This is a genomic window from Gluconacetobacter azotocaptans (assembly GCF_014174355.1).
GTDB classification, from domain to species: domain Bacteria; phylum Pseudomonadota; class Alphaproteobacteria; order Acetobacterales; family Acetobacteraceae; genus Gluconacetobacter; species Gluconacetobacter azotocaptans.
In genome coordinates this window covers 92,284-113,200 of sequence record NZ_JABEQF010000008.1, presented here as the reverse complement: position 1 = coordinate 113,200, position 20,917 = coordinate 92,284, and the positions used below count along the sequence as shown (strand labels likewise).

The following is a 20,917-nucleotide window of genomic DNA, read 5'->3' as shown; positions in this document are numbered from 1 at the left end:
GTCCCGGAAATATCGCCGATGGCCGGTCCGGCCGTCGGCCTTTCCTCCCCTTTGCCTCGTGACGAGGCGGAAGTCGACGTGATCGTGGCCGATCCGCGCTGGCATGGCGCCGTCCCCCGGGTGGGGGCGCTTGTCCAGCGTGCCGCCCGGGCGGCATGGGAGGCCAGCGGACAGGCCCCCATCACCATCGTGCTGGACAGCGATCGCACCATCCGTCGGCTGAACGCCCGGCACCGGAACAAGAACAAGCCGACCAATGTGCTGACGTTCGAATACCCGGCCGGCCAGCCGGGGGGCGACGTCATGATCGCGCTGGACACCGTCCGGCGCGAGGCCCGGGCCGCCGGCCGCCCGATCCGCCACCATCTGATGCATCTTGTGGTCCACGGGATCTTGCATCTGCGCGGCCATGACCATCACCAGGCCGGCGAGGCGCGACAGATGGAAATGGAGGAATCCCGGATTCTCGGACGTCTCGCCGTCCCGAATCCATGGAAAAACCGGACCGGCATGGCCGGAGGCGACCAATGAGCCGCCCTTCACCCGACCCGGCGCCACCCGAGAACGGGTCGGCCCGGGCCGACGAGCCCCCCCCGGCCGCCAGACCGCGCAGCCGCGGCCTGCGCGCGCTGTTCGGGCGACGGCGGGTCGAACAGGGGCTGCGCCATTCGATAGCCGCCCTGGTGCAGGAAGCCGACGAGGCTGAAGGCGACGGCAACGGCGAGGCCTCGGAGCTGGACCGTCAGGAACGCGCGCTGATCGCCAATGTCCTGCGCCTGCGCGGGATCACCGCTGACGACGTGATGATCCCGCGCGCCGACATCGTGGCGATGCCGGTGGCCCTGAGCCTGGACGATGCGCTGGCGCTGATGCGGCGGGAAAATCATTCCCGCATGCCTGTCTACCGCGAACAGCTGGACGACATCGTGGGCATGATCCACGTGAAGGATCTGATCGCCTACGCCGGCACCAGCGAAGCCTTCAATGTCGAATCCCTGTTGCGCCAGCCCCTGATGGTGGCGCCGCAGATTCCGGTGCTGGACCTGCTGTTGCAGATGCGCCAGCGGCGCGTCCATCTGGCGCTGGTCATCGATGAATATGGCGGCGTCGATGGTCTGGTGACGATCGAGGATCTGGTGGAGACCATCGTCGGCGACATTTCCGACGAACATGACGAACCCACCGCCGTACTGATACAGGAACGGCCGGACGGCACGTTCGACGTCGATGCCCGGATGCCGGTGGCGCAGTTCGAGGCCCGCATGGGCCCGATCCTGACCGAAGCCGAACGCGAGGCCGAGATCGAGACGGTCGGCGGACTTGTCTTCTTCCTGGCGGGACACGTGCCGACGCGCGGCGAAGTGCTGACCCATGGCAGCGGCCTGGTCTTCCGGGTGCTGGATGCCGATTCGCTGCATATCCGCAAGGTGCGCGTCCGGCTTCCCACGCCCGCCCCGTCCCCCTGACCCCTTATGGCCGGCCGGGCAGCATGCCCGGCCGGCCGCCGCACGCGGACCCTTCATTCTTGCAGATCCTCACCCGCCTGTTTCCCCTGTGGGCGATCCTGGTCTCGGCCGCCGCGATCGGCGTGCCGGAGCCGTTCCTGGCCCTGTCGCCCGCGATCACGCCGCTGCTGGCCTTCGTCATGTTCACGATGGGTGTCACGCTGACGGCGGCGGATTTCCGCCGCATCGCCGTGCGCCCCGCGCCGGTCCTGGCCGGGATCGGGCTGCATTACACCGTCATGCCGCTGGCGGCATGGCTGGTGTCGTGGCTGCTGGACATGCCGCCCGCCCTCCGCGTCGGCATGATCCTGGTCGGCAGCGTCTCCAGCGGGACCGCGTCGAACGTCATGATCTATCTGGCCCGGGGGGATGTCGCGCTGTCGGTCAGCATCAGCACGCTCTCGACCCTGGTGGGCATCGTCGCCACCCCGTTCCTGACCCGCCTCTATGTCTCGACCGACGTCGCGGTGAATGTCTGGGGCCTGCTGCGCAGCATCGTCGAACTGGTCGCCCTGCCCGTCATCGGCGGCGTCGCGGTCAACGCCTTCGCCGGCCGCCTGGTCCGGCGCGTCGAACCCGCCCTGCCGCTGGTCGCCATGGTGGCGATCATGACGATCATCGGGTCCATCGTCGCTGCGACGCGCCCGGCGCTGGCCTTCGCCGGGCCGGTGGTCCTGCTGGCCGTGGTGCTGCACAACGGCATCGGTCTGCTGGGCGGTTATTGGGGCGGCCGTCTGCTGCGTCTGGACGAAAGCACCTGCCGGACATTGGCGATCGAGGTCGGCATGCAGAATTCAGGCCTCGCCGCCACCCTGGGACGCCTGTATTTCGGCCCGCTCGCCGCGTTACCGGGGGCGATCTTTTCGGTGTGGCACAATATCTCGGGCTCCGTCCTGTCGGCATGGTGGGCCGGACGGCCGACCGGTGACGCCGCGCCGTCGCCGGCCGCCGTTACGCGCGCACCTTGACGTTCACGCGCTTTGTGGGCTCTGTCGCCTTTCACGCGACCCCTTCGTCCCAGCCTACCGGAGACCGTTCAGCCATGTCCGTTACGCGCCGTACCCTGCTTGCAACCGCGACCCCTGCCCTGCTGTTCGGGCCGCAGCTGGTCGCCGGCACAGCCCGGGCGGCCACCGATCCGCGCATGTCGGTCCGTGCCGCCGGCAACCCCGCCGCCCGCGTTCATGTCGAGGAATGGTTTTCCCTGACCTGCACCCATTGCGCGCGCTTTGCGTCCGAAGTCTTCCCCGAGGTCCGGACCAAGCTGATCGACACCGGGAAGGTCTATTACATCTTCCGCGACTTCCCCCTCGACCAGATCGCCCTGATGGCCGCCATGGTCGCCCGCACCCTGCCGCCGGAACGGTACGAGCCCTTCGTGCTGTCGCTGCTGTCCAGCCAGGATCGCTGGGCCTTCGCGCACGACATCAATCCGCAGGACGAATTGCAGAAAATGGCTGCTCTGGCCGGCATGCCGGCCGACCTGTTCCAGAAAACGGTCGCCGACGACACGCTGCGCCAGGCCATCATGGACGAGGAAAACCGCGCACAGGCGCTCTACAAGATCGAGGGCACGCCGACCTTCCGCTTCAACGACAAGGTTCAGATCGGGCAGGAAATGACCTATGACGCCTTCGCCCAACAGGTCGCCTCGGCCACCTGATCCGGCTCCTGGCTCCATGACTGCCCGTTTCGTCCGCCTGCGTATCGTCGGGTTCAAAAGCTTCGCCGACCCGGTTTCGGTCGAAATCCTGCCGGGGCTGACAGGCATCGTCGGCCCGAACGGGTGCGGCAAGTCGAACGTCGTCGAGGCCCTGCGCTGGGCGATGGGCGAATCCTCCGCCCGGTCGCTGCGCGGCGGGGAAATGGACGACCTGATCTTCGCCGGGACGGCGGCCCGTGCGGCGCGCAACCTGGCCGAAGTCACGCTGACGCTGGAAGGCACGACCGGCATCGCCCCGCCGCCGCTGCACGATCAGGACGAATTGCAGATCAGCCGGCGCGCCGAACGCGGGGCTGGCAGCGACTACCGCGTCAACAGCAAGCCCATCCGCGCGCGTGACGTGCAGACCCTGTTCGCCGACCTGGCGTCCGGCGCGCGGTCCTCGGCCATGGTCAGCCAGGGGCGCGTGTCGGCCCTGGTCAATGCCCGGCCCGAGGAACGGCGTTCGATCCTGGAGGAAGCCGCCGGCATTACCGGCCTGCATGCCCGCCGGCACGAGGCGGAACTGAAGCTGCGCGCCACCGAAACCAATCTGTCGCGCGCCGACGATCTGCGCGTGCAGTTGGAAGGCCATCTGGACAATCTGCGCGACCAGTCGCAGCAGGCTCGCCGCTATCGCGAGATATCCTCCGGCCTGCGCGAAGCCGAAACCACCCTGCTGGCCCTGCTGCACGCCCGCGCCCGGCTGGCGGTCGAACGTGCGGGAGCGACGGCCCGTCAGGCCCGTCAGGCCCTGACACAGGCCGAGGAAACGGCCGAAAGCGCCGTCATCGCGGAATTCGAGGCCAATCGCGACATTCCCGCCCTGCGGACCCGAACGGACGAAAGCCGTACGGTGCTGGAACGCCAGAAACTGATCGCCGAAGGCATCGCGCAGGAAGAACACCGCGCCGCCGAGGCAGCCTCCGCCGCCGCCAAACGCCTCCACCAGGGCGAAAGCGATCATCAGGCCGCCCAGGCCCGGCAGGCCGACGCGCAGGACAATGTGTCGCGCCTTCAGGCGGAACGTCACGCCCTCGAGACGCGGCTGGCCGCCCTGCCGGCCGACATCGCCGACGCCGATGCGGCATTGCAGGCGGCGACGGCAAGCGTCCGCAGCGCCGAAGACACGCTGGAACGCGCCACCGCCGACGCCGGCACCACGCACAGCCGCATCCGCCAGACCGCCGAGGCCCACCGGGACGCCCTGGCCCGCCATCAGCGCCTGGAGGCACAGTACGGCCAACTGGCGGCGCAACTGGACACGCTGCACCAGGCCCTTCCCCACCAGGACACGCTGGACGCCCACGCCTCGGCGCTGGCCGAAGCGGCCGAAACACTGGCGCTGGCGCGCGCCGGGCTGGAACAGGCCACTCAGGCGCAGGCTGACGCCGTGCTGGCGGCCGACCTGGCCCGCAACGCCGCCGCCGAGGCTCGGCGCCAGCAGGACGACGCGCGACAGCGCCTGGTCCAGACAGCGGAACGCGCGACCGCCCTGCACAAGCAGCAGGAGGCCTTGCAGCGCCGCCAGGCCGAAGCGCTGTCGCAGCACGTGGCGCAGGATCGGCGCGACGCCCTGCGCGACAGGCTGACTGCGGCCGAAACGGCCCTGGCAACGGCCCGCACTGACCTGGAGCAGGCGGAACTGGAACGCCAGGCCGCCTCGGCCGCGCAGATCGAGGCCCGTGCCCGTGTGCAGGAGGCCGGAACCCGGCGCGCCGGCCTGGCTTCCGCCCTGCAAAGCGCCGAATCGGCACATGCCCGCGCCGTGACGCGGTTCCAGGCGCTGGACCGTGATCTGGCGCAGGCCCGTGCCGGAGCGGTCGATCCTGACAGGCTGGCGGCCGCACGCGTCGCCCGCGAGCAGGCCGAACAGGACGTCGCCCGCTCCGGACAGGCTCTGGACACCGCCGAGACCGATCTGGCCGCCCGCACGACCGCACGCGACATGGCGGCGCAGCGCCTGTCGGACCTGAAAGCCGACCTGTCGCGGCTCGAGGCCCAGGCCGACGGGCTGACACAGGCGCTGACAGCCGACGACGGCGATGCCGGTATTCGTGGGGTCGTGGACGACATCACGGTGCCGGACGGGCTGGAAACCGCCCTGGCCGCCGCCCTGGCCGACGGGCTGGATGCCTCGATCCAGCCGGATGCCCCGCGCCTGTGGCATCGCCTGCCCGACCTGGCAACGCAGGTGCCTCCGGGCCACGACACCGTCCCGCTCTCCACGCTGGTCACGGCCCCGCCGGCGCTGGCCCGGGCGCTGGAGGCCGTCGGATTGCTGGCGGACGGGGTGGATGGCGCCGCGTTGCAGGTGCAGTTGCACCCCGGTCAGAGCCTGGTGCGCCGCGATGGCGCGTTCTGGCGCTGGGACGGCTATCGCCTGGCGCCGGGCCTGCCCAGCCGCGCGGCGCTGCTGCTGCAACAGCGCAACCGCCTGCGCGAAACCACGGCGGCACTGGCGGCCCGTCGCGCCGACCTGCCGGCGGCGCAGGCCGATCAGGCCGCGACCGAATCCGCCCGCGCACAGGCCGCCGAGGCCGTAACGCAGGCCCGCGCCGATCGCACGCGGATCGAGGCCATCCTGCGCCAGACCCGCGCCGACGAAGCCGAGATCAGCCGGCTGGACGCCACCGTCCGCGCGCGGCTGGACACCGTGCTGCCGCAGCATGAACAGGCCGTCCAGGCCAGGACCGAGGCCGAGGCCGCGCTGGCCGCCGCGCGACAGGCCCTATCCGACCTTCCGGACGAAGCCCGGTTGCGGCACGACCATGAGGCGACGCGCCAGCGGGAACAGGCGGCGCAGGCTGCGGAAAGCGCGACCCGTGCTGCCCGTCGTCAGGCCGAGACAGGGCTGGAGTCCGCACGGCGCGACGCGGGGGAGGCCACCGCCCGCCATGACGAGGCCGAAACCCGCCTGGCCACGATCGCCCCCGAACTGCAACGCATCGTCCACGAGGCCGAGCAGGCCGAAGCCGCCCGGCAGGCGGCTGAGCAGGCGCTGTCCGGCCTGCCTCCGGTCCAGGGCGCCGAAACCGCACTGACGGCCGCCCAGTCGCTGGTGGCGCAGACGACGCAGGCGCTGGATGCCGCGCGACAACGCCGGCTGGACGCGGAGCAGGCGCTGGAACAGGCGCAATCCGCCCAATCCACCCTTCAGACCACGCTGATCGAAACCCGCAGCGCGATCGAGGCCCAGGCGCCGCGGCTGGCCACGCTGGCCGAGGAGCGGGACGACGCGGCCCAGACCCTGGCGCGGATCGTCGCGGAACAGGCGACCCTGCCCGACCCGGATGCGATCGCCGAACAGATCCGGACCCTGCGCGAGGGGCTGGCGGCGGCCCGCCAGGCCGAGGATGCCGCCCGCGAACGCCGCGCCGCCCTGGCCGGCGAGGACCAGACGGCGCAGGCGCGCCTTGCCGGCCTGCGGGACGCCATCGCGGACTGGTCCGCCCGGCTCGACGCCGCCGCCGCCGAGGCCGGGCAAAGCGCCACCCGGCTGGATGCCACCCGTGCCGAACATGCGCGCCTGTCGGCCCTGCCCGACGAAGTCGTCCGCACGCGCGAGACGACGCGCGAGGCCCTGCTGCGGGCCGAGGCCGCCCATGAGGCGGCCACCGGCGCGCTTGCGGCGGCCGAGACCGCCCTGTCCCAGGCGCAGGCGGGCCGGCGGGACGCCGACGCGGCCCTGGCGACCGCCCGCGAGGGCCTGCTGCGCGCCGAAGGACGGCACGAACAGGCCGAAGCCATCCTGGCCCAGCTTCTGACCGAGACGCCCGAACCGCCAGGCGTCGTGCCGCCCGACCTGACGGAAGCGGCCGAAAGCAGCCTGCGTCGGAAAATCGCCCGCCTGACGCGCGAACGCGAGGACATGGGGCCAGTCAATCTGCGCGCCGAACTGGAAGCCAACGAGGCCGAAACCCGCATCGCCGTTATCCAGAACGAAAAGGACGAGCTGGAAACCGCCATCGCCCGCCTGCGCGGGTCGATCGGCGCCCTGAACCGCGAGGGACGTGAGCGGCTGCTGGCGGTGTTCACCGAGGTGGACCAGCATTTCCAGGCCCTGTTCGCCCGCATGTTCAATGGCGGCCGCGCGCATCTGGGCATGGTGGGCAACGACGACCCGTTGCAGGCGGGGCTGGAAATCTATGCCCAGCCACCCGGCAAGAAGCTGGCGACCCTCTCGCTGTTGTCGGGCGGCGAGCAGGCATTGACCGCCCTGTCGCTGATTTTCGCGGTGTTCCGCTGCAATCCCGCGCCGATCTGCGTCCTGGACGAAGTGGATGCGCCGCTGGACGACGCCAACGTGGGCCGGTTCTGCGCCCTGCTGGGCGATATGGTGGCCGAGGCCGGCACGCGCTTCCTGGTCGTCACGCACCATCAGCTGACGATGGCGCACATGGACCGGCTCTATGGCGTGACGATGCAGGAACGCGGAGTCAGCCGTGTTCTGTCGGTCGATCTGGAACACGCCTCGACCATGGCCGGACAGGCCCGGGCCGACGCCCCGGCGTAAAAAGCCGCCAGGGGCCTGAGGCCCTGGCCCCCCGGATCAACCCCCGACCCGCATGGGTCGGGGGAACGCCATCCGTCAGGTCGGCAGCATCGAACCGGTTTCGATGAACCGCTGGTGCCACGACAGCGATTCTTTCAGCAGGTGCGGCGATTGCAGCCCGTAGGAGCCTTCCTTCGCCCGCTTGAAGTAATCTTGCAGCATCGGCCGGTAATCGGGATGCGCGCAGTTCCTGATGATGGTTTCCGCCCGCTGCTTGGGCGACAGGCCGCGCAGGTCGGCCAGGCCCTGCTCGGTCACCAGCACCTGCGAATCCTGCGTGATATGATCGACATGCGACGCCATCGGCACGATCGCCGAGATCTTGCCCCCCTTGGCGGTGGACGGCGTCATGAAGACCGAAATGTAGGCGTTGCGCGCGAAATCGCCCGAACCGCCGATGCCGTTCTGCACGCGCGACCCCATGATCTGGGTCGAATTGACGTGCCCGTAGATGTCCGATTCGATCAGCCCGTTCATTGCGATGCATCCCAGGCGACGGATCAGTTCGGGATGATTGCTGATGTCCTGCGGCCGCAGAATGATCTTGGAGCGGAATTCGGCCATGCGCGCGTTCAGCGATTCGGCGGCCTCGGGGCTGAGCGAGAACGCCGTGGCCGATGCGACGCGCATCTTGCCGGATTCCAGCATGCCCAGCATGCCGTCCTGAATAACCTCGGTGAAGGCTGTCAGGTCCTCGAACGGGCCTTCCTCCAGCCCCCCCATCACCGCATTGGCGACGTTGCCCACACCGGACTGCAGGGGCAGCAGTGACTGCGGCAGCCGCCCGCGCGCGACCTCGTGGCGGAAGAATTCCATCAGATGGCCGGCGATCGCCTTGGCCGACGCGTCGGGGGGCGAGAACGGGGCGTTGCGATCCGGGGCAAAGGTCTCGACGACCGCAACGACCTTGGACGGATCGACGCGCAGCGTCGTCTGGCCGATCCGGTCGTCCGGCCGCAGCAAGGGAATCGGCTGACGCTCGGGCGGCAGGGCGGTGCCGTACCAGATGTCGTGCATGCCCTCCAGCGCCGCATCCTGCCAGCTGTTGACCTCGATAATCACCTGGCGCGCGGATTCAACCCATGTCTTGTTGTTGCCGACCGACGATGACGGGACAATGCTGCCGTCCTCGCGGATGGCCACGGCCTCGATGACCGCGACGTCCATTTCGCCGCAGAAACCCTGCCAGACGATGGGGGCGACATGGCTGAGATGCATGTCGAGATATTCGGCCTCACCCTTGTTGATCAGGCCGCGCAGCGTGGCGTCCGAATTGTAGGGCATGCGGAACGAGATGCCGTTGACCTTCGCCAGCGCGCCATCCAGTTCCGGGCCCGTCGAAGCGCCGGTGAACAGGCGGATGCGAAACGGATTTCCCTTGTCGTGCTCGACACCCATGATCGCCGCCAGCGCCTGGGGGACGGCCTTGGGGTAACCCGACCCCGTAAAGCCGCTCATGCCGACCATGGCGCCGGGATGAATATAAGAAGCAGCCTCCTCGGCAGTCGTTACTTTTGCCCGGAAGGCCGCATTCCGGATTCGGCTGTGATCGATCATGGAACCTTTCCTCGTGTCTTTTCATTTTATGCCGTGGGTAGAATGTAGAAATCCCTTGTCCCACGTTCGGCGGCAACGCCTGTTCCGGTCCTCATCCAACCGGTAGTCTCTGACTGGCGGCCCCAACCCGCTCGTTCCTTTTATGACGCACAATCTCTTCTCTTTCCCGAGCAGCCCGTCACAACAAAAGAGTGTTACAGCGATGACCTGTTCCGTCGTTTTGACTGCCGTGACCGAACGCGAGCGCCGGATCGCCCTGCTTCTGGGGCGGGCGCCGGACCGCCTGCGCCGGGCGGTGGCATGGCTGCGGGTGCCCTCGCGCCGGCACTGGCGCCTGCTGTCGGGTGGGCTGCTGATTCTGGGTGGTTTCCTGTTCATTCTACCGTTTCTGGGGCTTTGGATGCTGCCGCTGGGGCTGTTGCTGCTGTCCGAGGACATCGCGGTCCTGCGTCGCAGCGTGGACCGGGGACTGGTCTATATCGAACAGAACCATCCCGGCTGGATGGGCCTGCCCAACCAAAAATGAATGGCAGACATGCAAAACCCGTTTCTATTTTTCTGTCCATCGACGAGGTGACGCGGCACTCTGTTCCCATCATCCCGGACCACGCCCCTTTCCGCTTCCTCCACCATTTGAGGGCCCGGACATGGCAAAGGGGGATGTCCATACCAATGTCATGGGATGGACCATAGCGTCGCCCCTCTGTCACCAGAAACGGACATTCGATTGGACCGCAGTCAGCCTTCCGGACCCGCGCCGCCCTATGCCGCCGACGATCTTCGGTCGCCCGGCATGCCGCCTTTCGCGCCGCATGATCCGGTGTCGGCAACTTATGACAACGCCATCGTCGAACGCCTGATCGCGGGACGCCCGATTCGGGTGGTGGGCGACGTCCATGGCGACCTGCGCGCCTTTCGCCATGCGGTGGCCACCGACCGTTTCGTGATCCAGCTAGGCGACCTTGTGGATCACGGGCCTGACAGCGTGGGAACGTTCCGCCTCATGCAGCGCCTGCTGGACGAGGGACGCGGATTGTTCATCCTTGGCAACCACGATCGCAAGCTGGCCCGTGCGCTGGCGGGCCACAAGCTGCGCCGCGACGCGCCGTTGACGGAAACACTGCGGCAGTTCCAGGCGCCCGAGAACGAGGACGTGCGCCGCAGGGCGTGGCGCGACATCGCCCAGGCCCCGCCCTGGCTGGTGCTTGGACGGCGGATCTTCGTGCATGGCGGCTTTCATTCCCGCATGCTGACCGAACTGCCCTCATCCGGGCTGGGCCTGGTCACCCCCATCCTGTCGCGGGCCCTGTTCGGCGAAACGACGGGACGCATACAGAAGGACGGCTATCCCGAACGCCGCCTGAACTGGGTCGACCATATTCCGGCGGGGTACACGGTCTATTGCGGGCATGACCGGCGGTCGACGGATGGACGCCCGTGGGTTCGCGTGGGCCGCGCGGGGGGCAGTTCGGTCTTTACCGATACGGGCGCTGGCAAAGGCGGGCATCTGGCATGGATCGACCTGCCCGACGACGCCTGAAAACCTGTATGATGATATGATGTTGCCGATCAACATTCAGGAGCATGTTCACGTGAGCGACAGCACGGCCATCGATACGACAGTCTCGCCACCGGTACAGGACGGCGCGCGGGAAACCCTGCTGGCTCTGCGCCGGAGCATCGACAATATCGACGCCGCACTGATCTACATGCTGGCGGAACGATTCCGCCATACCCAGGCCGTGGGCGAACTGAAGGCCCGCCACGCCATGCCGGCCGCCGATACCGAGCGTGAGGCGCGACAGGTCCGAAGGCTGCGCGACCTCGCGGCGGCGGCGCAGCTCGATCCCGACTTCGCCGAGAAGTTCCTGGCCTTCATCATCAAGGAAGTCATCCGCCATCACGAGGCGATCGCCCGCAAGACCGCCGGCAACGGCGCCTCCTGATGCAGGATATGCCGAAACACCACGACCCGTCGCCGGATGCTCGCATGCTGGTCCTGATGCGGCATGCCGAGGCCTTCCACGCCCCGCATGGCGATCTGGGCCGGGCCAGCGACCTGTCCCGCCCCCTGACGCCATCGGGACGCCGCAGGGCGGGGCAGCGGGGAACACAACTGCGCGAGATCGGCTTCCATCCCGACCTGGTCCTGGTCAGCCCGGCCATCCGTTCCAGCGAGACCTATACGGCCCTCGGCCCCTTTCCCGCCGCCCCGGCCCCCACCGTGGTGCAGGAGGCCGGCCTTTATGAATCCGGCCCGGACACTCTTCTCGACATCATTCGGCTGACGCCAGATATATTCAATAATATCATAGTTATAGGCCACAATCCGGACCTGTATCACCTGGTTCTGGACCTGGCGGGACGGGCAATCGACGACCCGGACAAATCCATTCTGAGCCGGGGCTTTCCCACCGCGTCCCTCGCCTGCTTCCGCATCGACGGTCCGTGGCACGAACTGACGGCCAGACGGGCAGTTCTTTCCCTGGTGCTATGCGCCTGACGGCATGACGGACCCCGCGTCGGCGGAGTTGCCACATTTGTCGTTTCGTCCTTATCTCGGCGCATGCCTGCCGTCCCGAAGCGGGGATGCAGCAATGGGCCACGCGCGAACTGTCACATAGAGGACAGGGGTGCCCGCAGGTTTGGGATGAGATCTGTCGCACCACAGGGCGGCGAACGACCAAGAGGAGAGTTTGATGACCGAGTCAGGAAAAGTGGCCACCGTCTCGCTAGAAGGCAAAACCGCCAGTCTGCCGGTCCTGTCCGGAGTGCTGGGGCCTGACGTCCTGGACATCCGCAAGATCGCTGCCGACCTGGGTGTCTTCACGTTCGATCCCGGCTACGGCGAAACGGCATCGTGCGAGAGCAAGATCACATTCATCGATGGCGGCAAGGGCGTGCTGCTGCATCGCGGATATCCGATCTCGCAGCTTGCCGAACAGGCGACGTTCATGGAGGTCGCGCACCTGCTGCTGAACGGGGAACTGCCGACCCGGGCGCAGAACGATGCGTTCGTCGCCACCATCAAGTCGCATACGCTGCTGCACGAGCAGATCCGGAATTTCTTCAACGGCTTCCGCCGCGACGCCCATCCGATGGCGATCCTGTGCGGCACCGTCGGCGCCCTGTCGGCCTTCTATCACGAAGGCACCGACATCTCGAACGCCACCAGCCGCAACCTGTCGGCCATGCGCCTGATCGCCAAGCTGCCGACGATTGCAGCCTGGGCCTATAAATACACGCAGGGCGAAGCGTTCGTATATCCGCGCAACGACCTGAACTACGCCGAAAACTTCCTGTCGATGATGTTCGCGCATCCGTCCGAGCCCTACGTGGTCAATCCCGTCCTGGCGCGCGCGATGGACCGGATCCTGATCCTGCACGCCGACCACGAACAGAACGCCTCGACCTCGACGGTGCGTCTGGCGGGTTCGACCGGCGCCAATCCGTTCGCCTGTATCGCGGCCGGCATCGCCGCCCTGTGGGGGCCCGCCCACGGCGGCGCCAACGAAGCGGTGCTGAAGATGCTGGCCGAAATCGGCAGCAAGGACAATATTCCGGACTTCATCGCCAAGGTGAAGGACAAGAACAGCGGCGTGCGCCTGATGGGATTCGGCCACCGCGTCTACAAGAACTTCGACCCGCGCGCGAAGATCATGCAGGCGACCTGCCACGAAGTCCTGGGCGAACTCGGCATCAAGGACGACCCGCTGCTGGATCTGGCGGTCGAACTGGAAAAAATCGCCATCCACGACGAATATTTCGTCAAGCGCAGCCTGTATCCGAACGTCGATTTCTATTCGGGCATCATCCTGAAGGCGATGGGCATCCCGACCAGCATGTTCACCGTGCTGTTCGCCGTCGCCCGCACTGTCGGCTGGATCAGCCAGTGGAAGGAGATGATCGAGGAACCCGGCCAGCGCATCGGCCGTCCGCGCCAGCTTTACACCGGATCGCCCCAGCGCGACTTCCCGTCTTTCGACCAGCGCGGCTGAGCGCGAATGCCAACCCGGAGGGGCCGGTGGCGAGGCCGCCCCTTCGGCAGAAGAGCCGGCACCTTCGGGGGCCGGCTTTTTTTATCTACCCGATAGATGGGGGTAAGCGGCAGAATGTCGGCGGTCGACGCCAATGATCCGAACAGGGGCAGAACATGGGGAAAATTTCGAACCGGGCCTGGTTCAAGCCCAAGACATTCGGGTTCGGCGCATCTCCTGCTTCATGGCAGGGATGGCTTGCAACGGCGATTTTCGTCGTCGTTTTTATCGCCGCGACGCTTAGCCTTCGTGGCTTGGGGCAATGGATTGCCGATGGCGTCCTGCTGGCGGGCTTTGTGGCCCTGGTTTACGCCAAAACGGACGGTGAATGGCGCTGGCGCGGTTTGTAGAGCAAGTCACGTTCAGGGCGTAAAGCGCGCCCGAATCAGTCGCACAGGCATCCGGCCGTCGGCCCTTGGTCGCGGCGTACGACATGATGGTCGATCCATTCGGACACCAGACGCCGCGCCTCGTTCAACGAGGCTTCGGGATGGTGGATGCGATACAGGGTCGTGCACGCATGGAATGCCGACATGTCGCCGGTCCCAACGTCGCGCAGCTCCTGATAGGCGGTCACCACCGCGCGCTCGCAATTCCGCGCAATCCTGCCGGTTTCGACACCCACTAGCTTAAACCCCTACTTGCGAACGATTTGCATTTACGTAATGATAGCGTCTTCATCATGGGCAGGCAAGAAAAACCCCTGCCGCTGGAACGCGCCCCTGACATTCGCCGTAGGATGAGCAGCGTCCCCTGCCCGACCTTTTCCCGAGCATGGATTTTCCGGCCTGTTCCCGCTAAGCCTCACCCACCAGGTACGTAACAATCCGGAGACACAGGCGGCATGAGCGACATGACAGGAAACGGGGCGGGTCTCTCGACGGGCTCCACAGCCTGGGACCGGGATGCCGCCCTGACGACGGCAAAGTTGCTGCTGGAAATCAAGGCCGTCAATTTCCGGCCCGAGGACCCGTATACCCTGACGTCGGGGTGGAAATCGCCGGTCTATATCGATTGCCGGCGCATCATCTTCTTCCCCCGTGCCCGCGCCAAGATCGTCGAACTGGGCGTCGAGAAGATCGGGCGTCATGTGGGCTATGAAAGCATCGACGCGGTGGTCGGCGGCGAAACCGCCGGCATTCCCTTTGCCGCCTGGATCGCCGACCGGATGATGGCGCCCATGGCCTATGTCCGCAAGAAGCCCAAGGGTTTCGGCCGCAACGCCCAGATCGAGGGCGACGTGCCCGAAGGCATGCGCACCCTGCTGGTCGAGGACCTGACGACGGATGGGTCGTCGAAGGTCCGATTCGCCAAGGCGCTGCGCGATGCCGGCGCGATCGTGGACCATACGTTCGTAGTCTTCTTCTACGGCGTGTTCCCCGGCGCGCATCGCACCCTTGCGGACATGAACATCTCGCTGCATGCCCTGTGCACATGGTGGGACGTGCTGGAAGCCTGTGCGGGGCGGCCCTATTTCTCGGAAAAAGCCGCGGCCGAAGTGCGGCGCTTCCTGGAAGACCCCTGCGCATGGTCCGCGCGCCACGGTGGCGTCGGCAGCGCCGAAGAGGCCCTTGCGTTCAAAGGCGTGCAAGCCCAGGGCTGATCCGCTTCAACGGCTGGATTCAAAGGCGCGCCTTTGATGGGGTTCAAGGGCCACGCCCCTTGGGCTTCAAAACTGTTCGAACGCATCCAGCCCAAAACGCGCCAGGCTCCCCCGAAAGGCGGGTGTCGGATCAAAAGGTCCGGTAAAAACGGCAATCCCTGGCGGGGGGGCATCGGGCCAGGACTGCCCCTCGGTCAGATGGGCCACGCGACGTGCGATGCCGGCGCCCCCGTCGACGAAGGCAAGCGGTCGCGGGGCGACGGCCGCCAGGCGATCGGCGACCAATGGAAAATGGGTGCAGGCCAGGACGATCGTGTCGAGGGACGTGCCGCCGGGCTGGCCCAGCAGGCCCGCCAGGACCTCGCGATAGGCGTCGTCCGGCGTGGCCTCGCCGCGAAGATGGGCTTCGGCCAGTTCGACCAGTCGCGCCGAGCCATGGCGCAGGACCACGCAATCGGCGGCATAATCGGCACTCAGCCGGTCCACATAGGGCTGGCGCACCGTGGCGTCGGTGCCCAGCACGCCGATCACACGGGTGCGGGAGACCTGCGCCGCGGGACGGATCGCAGGCACGGTACCCACCACGGGCAGGTCCAGCACCGCCCGCATCGTCGCCAGCGCGATGGTGCAGGCGGTGTTGCAGGCATTGACGATCAGACGGGGGCGATAATGCGCCGCCAGCCTGCCCAGCAGGGCGGGAACGCGGCCGGCAATTTCGGCCTCGGATTTCAGGCCGTAAGGGAAGAAAGCGTTGTCGGCCACATAGACAATGGGCGCGCGGGGCAGCAGCGCGCGCGTGGGGGCAAGGACCGACAGCCCCCCGACGCCCGAATCGAAAAAGAGGATAGGACGACGATCACCCATGATCGGGCCTGGGGACCGGCGCGCCTTACCGGGCGCGGCTGACGGTATAGCCGGCGGTATCCTGCAACAGGCGGCGCAGGCGGCTTTCGGGGAAGATCTCCAGCGCGTCGCGTGCCGCCTGCGCATAGACGGCGGCACGGTTCAGCGTGGTCTCGATCGCATCGGTAGATTCGATCAGCGACAGGGCCCGATCCAGGTCTTCCGGGCTCTGCTCGCTGTCCTCGATGACGCGGCGCCAGAAGATGCGGTCCTCGTCGCTGCCGGCGGCATAGGCCGCCAGGATCGGCAGGGTGATCTTGCCTTCGCGGAAATCGTCCCCGACCGTCTTGCCCAGGATCGCCTGGTCGGCGGCGTAATCCAGCGCGTCATCGACCAGCTGGAAGGCCATGCCCAGATTGGTGCCGTAGGATTCCAGCGCCAGTTCCTCGGCCTCGGGCCGGTCCGCGACGACCGCGCCAACGCGGCACGCGGCGGCGAACAATGCCGCGGTCTTGCCGTGAATGACCTCCAGATACTGTTCGACCGACGTCGACAGATCGTTCTGGGTGGACATCTGCAGAACCTCGCCCTCGGCGATCGTCGCGGACGCCGAGGACAGGATGGCCATGACTTTCAACGACCCGTCGTCCGTCATCAGCTGGAACGAACGGGCGAACAGGAAATCGCCCACCAGGACCGACGCCTTGTTGCCGAACACCGCATTGGCGCTGGCCAGCCCGCGCCGCAGCAGGCTGTCGTCGACCACGTCGTCGTGCAACAGGGTCGCCGTATGAATGAATTCCACACACGCAGCCAAGGAGACATGACGCTGGCGGGCCGGTCCGGGCTCGTATCCGCACAGGCGTGCCGACGCCAGGGTCAATAGCGGGCGCAGGCGCTTCCCACCCGCCGCGACCAGATGGGCGGCAAGCTGCGGGATCAGGGCCACCGGACTGTCCATCCGTTCGACGATCGCGCGGTTGCAGGCCGCCATGTCGTCGCCAAGATAATCCGACAGCTCCCGCAGCGCCGCTTCCGTTCCGTCCGCCATCGGATTGGTCGCTCCTCTGTCTTTCGCGCTTGCCGTTCGTTCGGATTCCGGCAGGGTGACTGCAACGCCCAAAAGGTTAAACTCCCCGGCTCCGTAGGGTTGGTCTGCTGAACATATGAGCGGCGCAGGAATGACGGTCAAGCCGAAGGGCACGATAGATGAGATCCCGCCGGATCAGGCATGCCCGGCGGACAACCCGGAGTGCGACGCGACCACGGCGGGAAACCTGCTGGACGGCCGTATTCGCTACCGGCAGTTCCGGCAGGGATACCGCACCGGCCTGGAACCCGTCCTGATGGCGGCGCATGTGCCCGCGCGCCCGGGGGACCGGGTTCTGGAAGGCGGATGCGGCGCCGGCGCGGGTCTGATGTGCCTTGCCCATCGGGTCGCGGACGTGACGGGGCTGGGCCTTGAGCACGATGCGCGGACCGCCTGCCTGGCGCAGGCCAATTTCGCCGATAACGGGTTCGACCGCCTGAATGTCGCGCAGACCACCCTGCCCGCCCTGCCCGCTAGCGCCATGTTTCCGCCCGAGGGGGGATGGTTCGACCACGCTTTCGCCAATCCGCCATGGCATCGCCACGACGCCACCGCCTCGCCCGACGCACGGCGGGATCTGGCACGCCGTCTCGCATCGGCCGAGACCATTGCCGCCTGGGTCGGCAGCCTGGGGCGGCAGGTCCGCCGTCGCGGTACGCTGACGCTCGCCCTGCCGGCCGCCCTTCATGACGTGGCGGTCGCGTCCATGCGCGACCACGGGATCGGCGCAATCTCCATTTTCCCGTTCTGGCCCAAGGTCGGGCGGCCGGCCCGGATCGTACTGGTGCAAGGGAGAATCGGATCGAAAGGGGACGCCGCCATCCTGCCCGGCCTGGTGCTGCACGAGGAGGACGGACGCTTTACCCCGCGCGCGACATCGGTCCTGCGCGATGGAAGTACCCTTGCCTGAAGGCCGGCCTCGGCGAAGGCAAGGGCCTTGGCCCTTGCCCGCGGGTGTTTACTGGAAGACGCTTTCCTCGAACGCCTCTTCCCACGAACCGGACGTGGACGCCCGGCTGTATTCGGTCGAGCGGTTTTCGAAGAAATTGGTGTGCTCGACGGCGTTGAGCATATCGTCCAGCCAGGGCAGCGGATTGCTGGGCACATTATACAGCGCGTCCAGCCCCAACTGATTCAGGCGCCGGTCGGCGACGAAGCGGATGTAGGTCTTGACCGTGGCCGCATCCAGCCCCTCGACAGGCCCCATTTCGAACGACAGATCGATGAAGGCGTCCTCGTGCTCGACGATGTCGCGGCAGATCTGGCGGATGTCCTCCTGCAGGGCCTCGGTCCAGATCTCCGGGTTCTCCTGGATGAAGACGCGGAACAGGCGCGCCATCGACAGGCAGTGCAGGGTCTCGTCCCGCACCGACCACGAGACGATCTGCCCCATGCCCTTCAGCTTGTTGAAGCGCGGGAAGTTCAGCAGGATGGCGAAGGATGCGAACAGCTGCAGCCCTTCGGTAAAGGCGCCGAACGCCGCCAGAGTCCGGGCGATCTCGTATTTGCTGTCGACCGAGAAGCTCTGCATATAGTCATATTTATCCTTCATTTCCTTATATTTAAGGAAAGCCGAATATTCGCTCTCGGGCATGCCGATGGTATCGAGCAGATGACTGTAGGCGGCGATATGAATTGTCTCGATGTTCGAGAAGGCCGACAGCATCATCAGCACTTCAGTCGGTTTGAAGATCCGGCTGTAATGCTTCATGTAGCAGTTGTTCACTTCCACGTCGGACTGCGTGAAGAAGCGAAAGATCTGCGTGACCAGGTGGCGCTCGCTTTCAGTCAGCGTACGGTGCCAGTCCTTCACGTCGTCGGCCAGGGGCACTTCCTCGGGCAGCCAGTGCACACGCTGCTGGGTCAGCCACGCATCATAGGCCCACGGATAGCGGAACGGCTTGTAGACCGGATTGGCGGTCAACAGGTCGAAATGCGGCTCGGCCCCGGATTGGGGCTGCTGTGAAGTTTCGCTCATGTCGTATTCTCCGGGAGGCGGAAGGCGCCGGTACGCGCCCGATCGGGCGTGGCCCAGGCGCACGTCCCGTTCAGGACGGAACGGCGCCGGACCCGTGGGCCGTTACTGGCAGGCCAGGCATTCGTCATAGTCGGTCGAGGACGACGTCGCCGGTACGCTGGCCGGCGCGGCGGGCGTACCTTCCTGTTCCATGACGTCGCTCTTGCCCAGGATATTGCTGACCGTGTCCGCCCGCTGGATCGAGAGCGAACGGCAGTAGTACAGGGATTTCACCCCCCGCTTCCACGCCAGGTAATGGATCTGGTGCAGATCGCGCTTATGCACGTCCGCCGGCAGGAACAGGTTGATCGACTGGGCCTGGCAGATGAACGGGGCGCGATCGGCCGCATGTTCGACCACCCAGCGCTGATCCAGTTCGAAGGCGGTCTTGAACACGTCCTTTTCCTGCTGCGTCAGGAAGTCGAGATGCTGGACGCTGCCCTTGGTCAGGGTGATCGACGACCAGACCTCGTCCGTGTTCCTGCCCTTGTCGATCAGCAGCTTCAACAGATGCCGGTTGCGGACGGTAAAGGATCCGGACAGGGTTTTCTGCAGGAAGACATTCGCCGCGATCGGCTCGATCCCCGGGCTGGCATTGCCCGCGATGATCGAGATCGACGCCGTGGGCGCGATGGCCAGCTTGTTGGAAAAGCGCTCCATGATGCCGTATTCGGCGGCATCCGGGCACGCTCCGCGCAGTTCCGCCAGCGTGCGCGAGGCTGCATCGGCCTGTTCACGAATATGCTTGAAAATCCGCTTGTTCCACACCTTCGCGATCACGCTTTCGAAGGGAATCTCCTTCGCCTGCAGGAAGGAATGGAAGCCCATGACCCCCAAGCCCACCGACCGTTCGCGGGCGGCGGCATATTTCGCGCGCTCCATGTCGTCAGGGGCGCGGTCGATGAAATCCTGCAGCACGTTGTCGAGGAACAGCATCACGTCCTGGATGAAGAGCGGATCGTCCTTCCAATCGTCCCAGGTCTCGAGATTCAGGGACGACAGGCAGCAGACCGCCGTACGTTCCTTGCCATGATGGTCCATGCCGGTCGGCAGGGTGATCTCGGCGCACAGGTTCGAGGTCTTGACCTCCAGCCCCGCCATCTTGTGATGCTCGGGCCGGGCGTTGTTCACATGGTCCGAATAGATGATGTAGGGCTCGCCCTGCTCCATCCGGGCAGTCAGAATGCGGATCCACAGCGACCGGGCCGAAATCTTGCGGACATGCGCGCCGTCCTTGGGCGACAGCAGCGCCCATTCGGCGTCCTCAGCGACCGCGCGCATAAAGGCGTCGGACACCAGCACGCCATGATGCAGGTTCAGGGCCTTGCGGTTCGGATCGCCGCCGGTGGGGCGCCGGATCTCGATGAATTCCTCGATTTCCGGATGCCAGACCGGCAGATAGACGGCGGCGGACCCGCGACGCAGCGAGCCCTGGCTGATGGCCAGGGTCAGGCTGTCCATGACGCGGATGAAGGGAATGACGCCCGACGTCTTGCCGTTGCGCCCCACGTTCTCGCCGATCGATCGCAGGTTGCCCCAGTACGAACCGATGCCGCCCCCCTTGGACGCCAGCCAGACATTCTCGTTCCAGAGATCGACGATGCCGCGCAGGCTGTCGTTCGCCTCGTTCAGGAAGCAGGAGATGGGCAGGCCCCGCGTCGTCCCGCCATTCGACAGGACCGGCGTCGCCGGCATGAACCAGTGGCGGGAAATATAGTCGTACAGACGCTGGGCATGGCCGGCATCGGCGCCATAATAGGACGCCACGCGGCCGAACAGGTCCTGGTAGCTCTCGCCCTCCAGCAGATAGCGGTTATCCAGCGTCGCCTTGCCGAACGGCGTCAGCAGCGCATCGCGTGAGCGGTTCACCCGGACCGGATGATGGCCGGGAAGCTGGACAACGTCGTCGAACATGTCGGGGGTCTGGTCGACATCGCGATCCTGAAAAGGACCCCGGTCGTCGACGGGACGATCAGACACAGTTCCGGATACGTCGTCCAGGCTCATC

The 20,917-nt window shown here is 66.6% G+C and carries 19 protein-coding genes; 13 read left to right on the top strand and 6 right to left on the bottom strand.

Translation table 11 applies throughout. The features are described 5' to 3' along the window. Window positions 1-18 precede the first annotated feature (18 nt). The 5 genes from ybeY to HLH34_RS12265 all read left to right on the top strand — a co-directional run bounded on the left by ybeY (window position 19) and on the right by HLH34_RS12265 (window position 7,723). Window positions 19-531 (top strand): rRNA maturation RNase YbeY, encoded by a 513-nt coding sequence (ybeY, locus tag HLH34_RS12285; protein WP_244959904.1) that lies wholly within the window; start codon window positions 19-21, stop codon window positions 529-531. Further along, window positions 528-1,466: a hemolysin family protein gene (locus tag HLH34_RS12280; protein WP_183119863.1), complete on the top strand. Its 939-nt coding sequence runs from the start codon at window positions 528-530 to the stop codon at window positions 1,464-1,466. The genes ybeY and HLH34_RS12280 overlap by 4 nt, the downstream gene beginning before the upstream one ends. A gap of 65 nt (window positions 1,467-1,531) precedes the next feature. After that, complete coding sequence (panS, locus tag HLH34_RS12275) at window positions 1,532-2,473, top strand: ketopantoate/pantoate/pantothenate transporter PanS (RefSeq protein ID WP_408871325.1); 942 nt, start codon at window positions 1,532-1,534, stop codon at window positions 2,471-2,473. Between the two features lie 74 nt (window positions 2,474-2,547). Beyond that, the gene (locus HLH34_RS12270) at window positions 2,548-3,168 is read left to right on the top strand and encodes a thioredoxin domain-containing protein (protein ID WP_183119861.1); all 621 of its coding nucleotides are present in this window, start codon (window positions 2,548-2,550) and stop codon (window positions 3,166-3,168) included. Between the two features lie 16 nt (window positions 3,169-3,184). Beyond that, a complete protein-coding gene (locus tag HLH34_RS12265; RefSeq protein ID WP_183119860.1) occupies window positions 3,185-7,723 on the top strand; it encodes an AAA family ATPase in 4,539 nt (1,512 codons plus the stop codon). 75 nt (window positions 7,724-7,798) lie between these two features. Here HLH34_RS12265 and HLH34_RS12260 read toward each other — a convergent pair whose 3' ends face one another. Next, window positions 7,799-9,319, bottom strand: coding sequence for an acetyl-CoA hydrolase/transferase family protein (locus tag HLH34_RS12260; RefSeq protein WP_183119859.1), 1,521 nt, complete (start codon window positions 9,317-9,319; stop codon window positions 7,799-7,801). A gap of 202 nt (window positions 9,320-9,521) precedes the next feature. Between HLH34_RS12260 and HLH34_RS12255 the strand changes: the two genes are divergently transcribed. The 6 genes from HLH34_RS12255 (at window position 9,522) to HLH34_RS12230 (ending at window position 13,706) form a co-directional block, all read left to right on the top strand. After that, on the top strand, window positions 9,522-9,845 hold the full coding sequence (locus HLH34_RS12255) for a hypothetical protein (RefSeq protein WP_183119858.1): 324 nt from the start codon (window positions 9,522-9,524) through the stop codon (window positions 9,843-9,845). A 267-nt stretch (window positions 9,846-10,112) separates the two neighbouring features. Continuing rightward, window positions 10,113-10,859, top strand: coding sequence for a metallophosphoesterase (locus HLH34_RS12250; RefSeq protein ID WP_183119899.1), 747 nt, complete (start codon window positions 10,113-10,115; stop codon window positions 10,857-10,859). Window positions 10,860-10,929: 70 nt separating this feature from the next. After that, a complete protein-coding gene (locus tag HLH34_RS12245; RefSeq protein WP_264784327.1) occupies window positions 10,930-11,265 on the top strand; it encodes a chorismate mutase in 336 nt (111 codons plus the stop codon). 44 nt (window positions 11,266-11,309) lie between these two features. Further along, a complete protein-coding gene (locus HLH34_RS12240; protein WP_240161427.1) occupies window positions 11,310-11,822 on the top strand; it encodes a SixA phosphatase family protein in 513 nt (170 codons plus the stop codon). Window positions 11,823-12,018: 196 nt separating this feature from the next. Then, the gene (gene gltA, locus HLH34_RS12235; RefSeq protein WP_183119856.1) at window positions 12,019-13,317 is read left to right on the top strand and encodes a citrate synthase; all 1,299 of its coding nucleotides are present in this window, start codon (window positions 12,019-12,021) and stop codon (window positions 13,315-13,317) included. Between the two features lie 155 nt (window positions 13,318-13,472). Beyond that, window positions 13,473-13,706 (top strand): hypothetical protein, encoded by a 234-nt coding sequence (locus tag HLH34_RS12230; protein ID WP_183119855.1) that lies wholly within the window; start codon window positions 13,473-13,475, stop codon window positions 13,704-13,706. 35 nt (window positions 13,707-13,741) lie between these two features. Here HLH34_RS12230 and HLH34_RS12225 read toward each other — a convergent pair whose 3' ends face one another. Further along, on the bottom strand, window positions 13,742-13,981 hold the full coding sequence (locus tag HLH34_RS12225) for a hypothetical protein (protein ID WP_183119854.1): 240 nt from the start codon (window positions 13,979-13,981) through the stop codon (window positions 13,742-13,744). Between the two features lie 219 nt (window positions 13,982-14,200). On the opposite strand from HLH34_RS12225, the gene HLH34_RS12220 reads away from it, so the two are divergent. Beyond that, window positions 14,201-14,959, top strand: a complete 759-nt coding sequence (locus HLH34_RS12220) for an orotate phosphoribosyltransferase (protein ID WP_183119853.1) — start codon at window positions 14,201-14,203, stop codon at window positions 14,957-14,959. A gap of 66 nt (window positions 14,960-15,025) precedes the next feature. On the opposite strand, the gene murI is transcribed toward HLH34_RS12220, so the two are convergent. Together murI and HLH34_RS12210 are read right to left on the bottom strand one after the other, a co-directional pair. After that, a complete protein-coding gene (gene murI, locus HLH34_RS12215; protein ID WP_183119852.1) occupies window positions 15,026-15,823 on the bottom strand; it encodes a glutamate racemase in 798 nt (265 codons plus the stop codon). A gap of 25 nt (window positions 15,824-15,848) precedes the next feature. Further along, a complete protein-coding gene (locus HLH34_RS12210; RefSeq protein ID WP_183119851.1) occupies window positions 15,849-16,853 on the bottom strand; it encodes a polyprenyl synthetase family protein in 1,005 nt (334 codons plus the stop codon). A 130-nt stretch (window positions 16,854-16,983) separates the two neighbouring features. Between HLH34_RS12210 and HLH34_RS12205 the strand changes: the two genes are divergently transcribed. After that, window positions 16,984-17,802 carry a tRNA1(Val) (adenine(37)-N6)-methyltransferase gene (locus HLH34_RS12205; protein WP_183119897.1) on the top strand — a complete coding sequence of 273 codons (819 nt, stop codon included), beginning with the start codon at window positions 16,984-16,986 and terminating at the stop codon, window positions 17,800-17,802. Window positions 17,803-17,850: 48 nt separating this feature from the next. Here the strand turns inward: HLH34_RS12205 and HLH34_RS12200 are convergent, their stop codons facing one another. Beyond that, window positions 17,851-18,870 (bottom strand): ribonucleotide-diphosphate reductase subunit beta, encoded by a 1,020-nt coding sequence (locus HLH34_RS12200; protein WP_183119850.1) that lies wholly within the window; start codon window positions 18,868-18,870, stop codon window positions 17,851-17,853. A gap of 102 nt (window positions 18,871-18,972) precedes the next feature. Continuing rightward, window positions 18,973-20,916 carry a ribonucleoside-diphosphate reductase subunit alpha gene (locus HLH34_RS12195; protein WP_183119849.1) on the bottom strand — a complete coding sequence of 648 codons (1,944 nt, stop codon included), beginning with the start codon at window positions 20,914-20,916 and terminating at the stop codon, window positions 18,973-18,975. Window position 20,917: the final 1 nt, after the last annotated feature.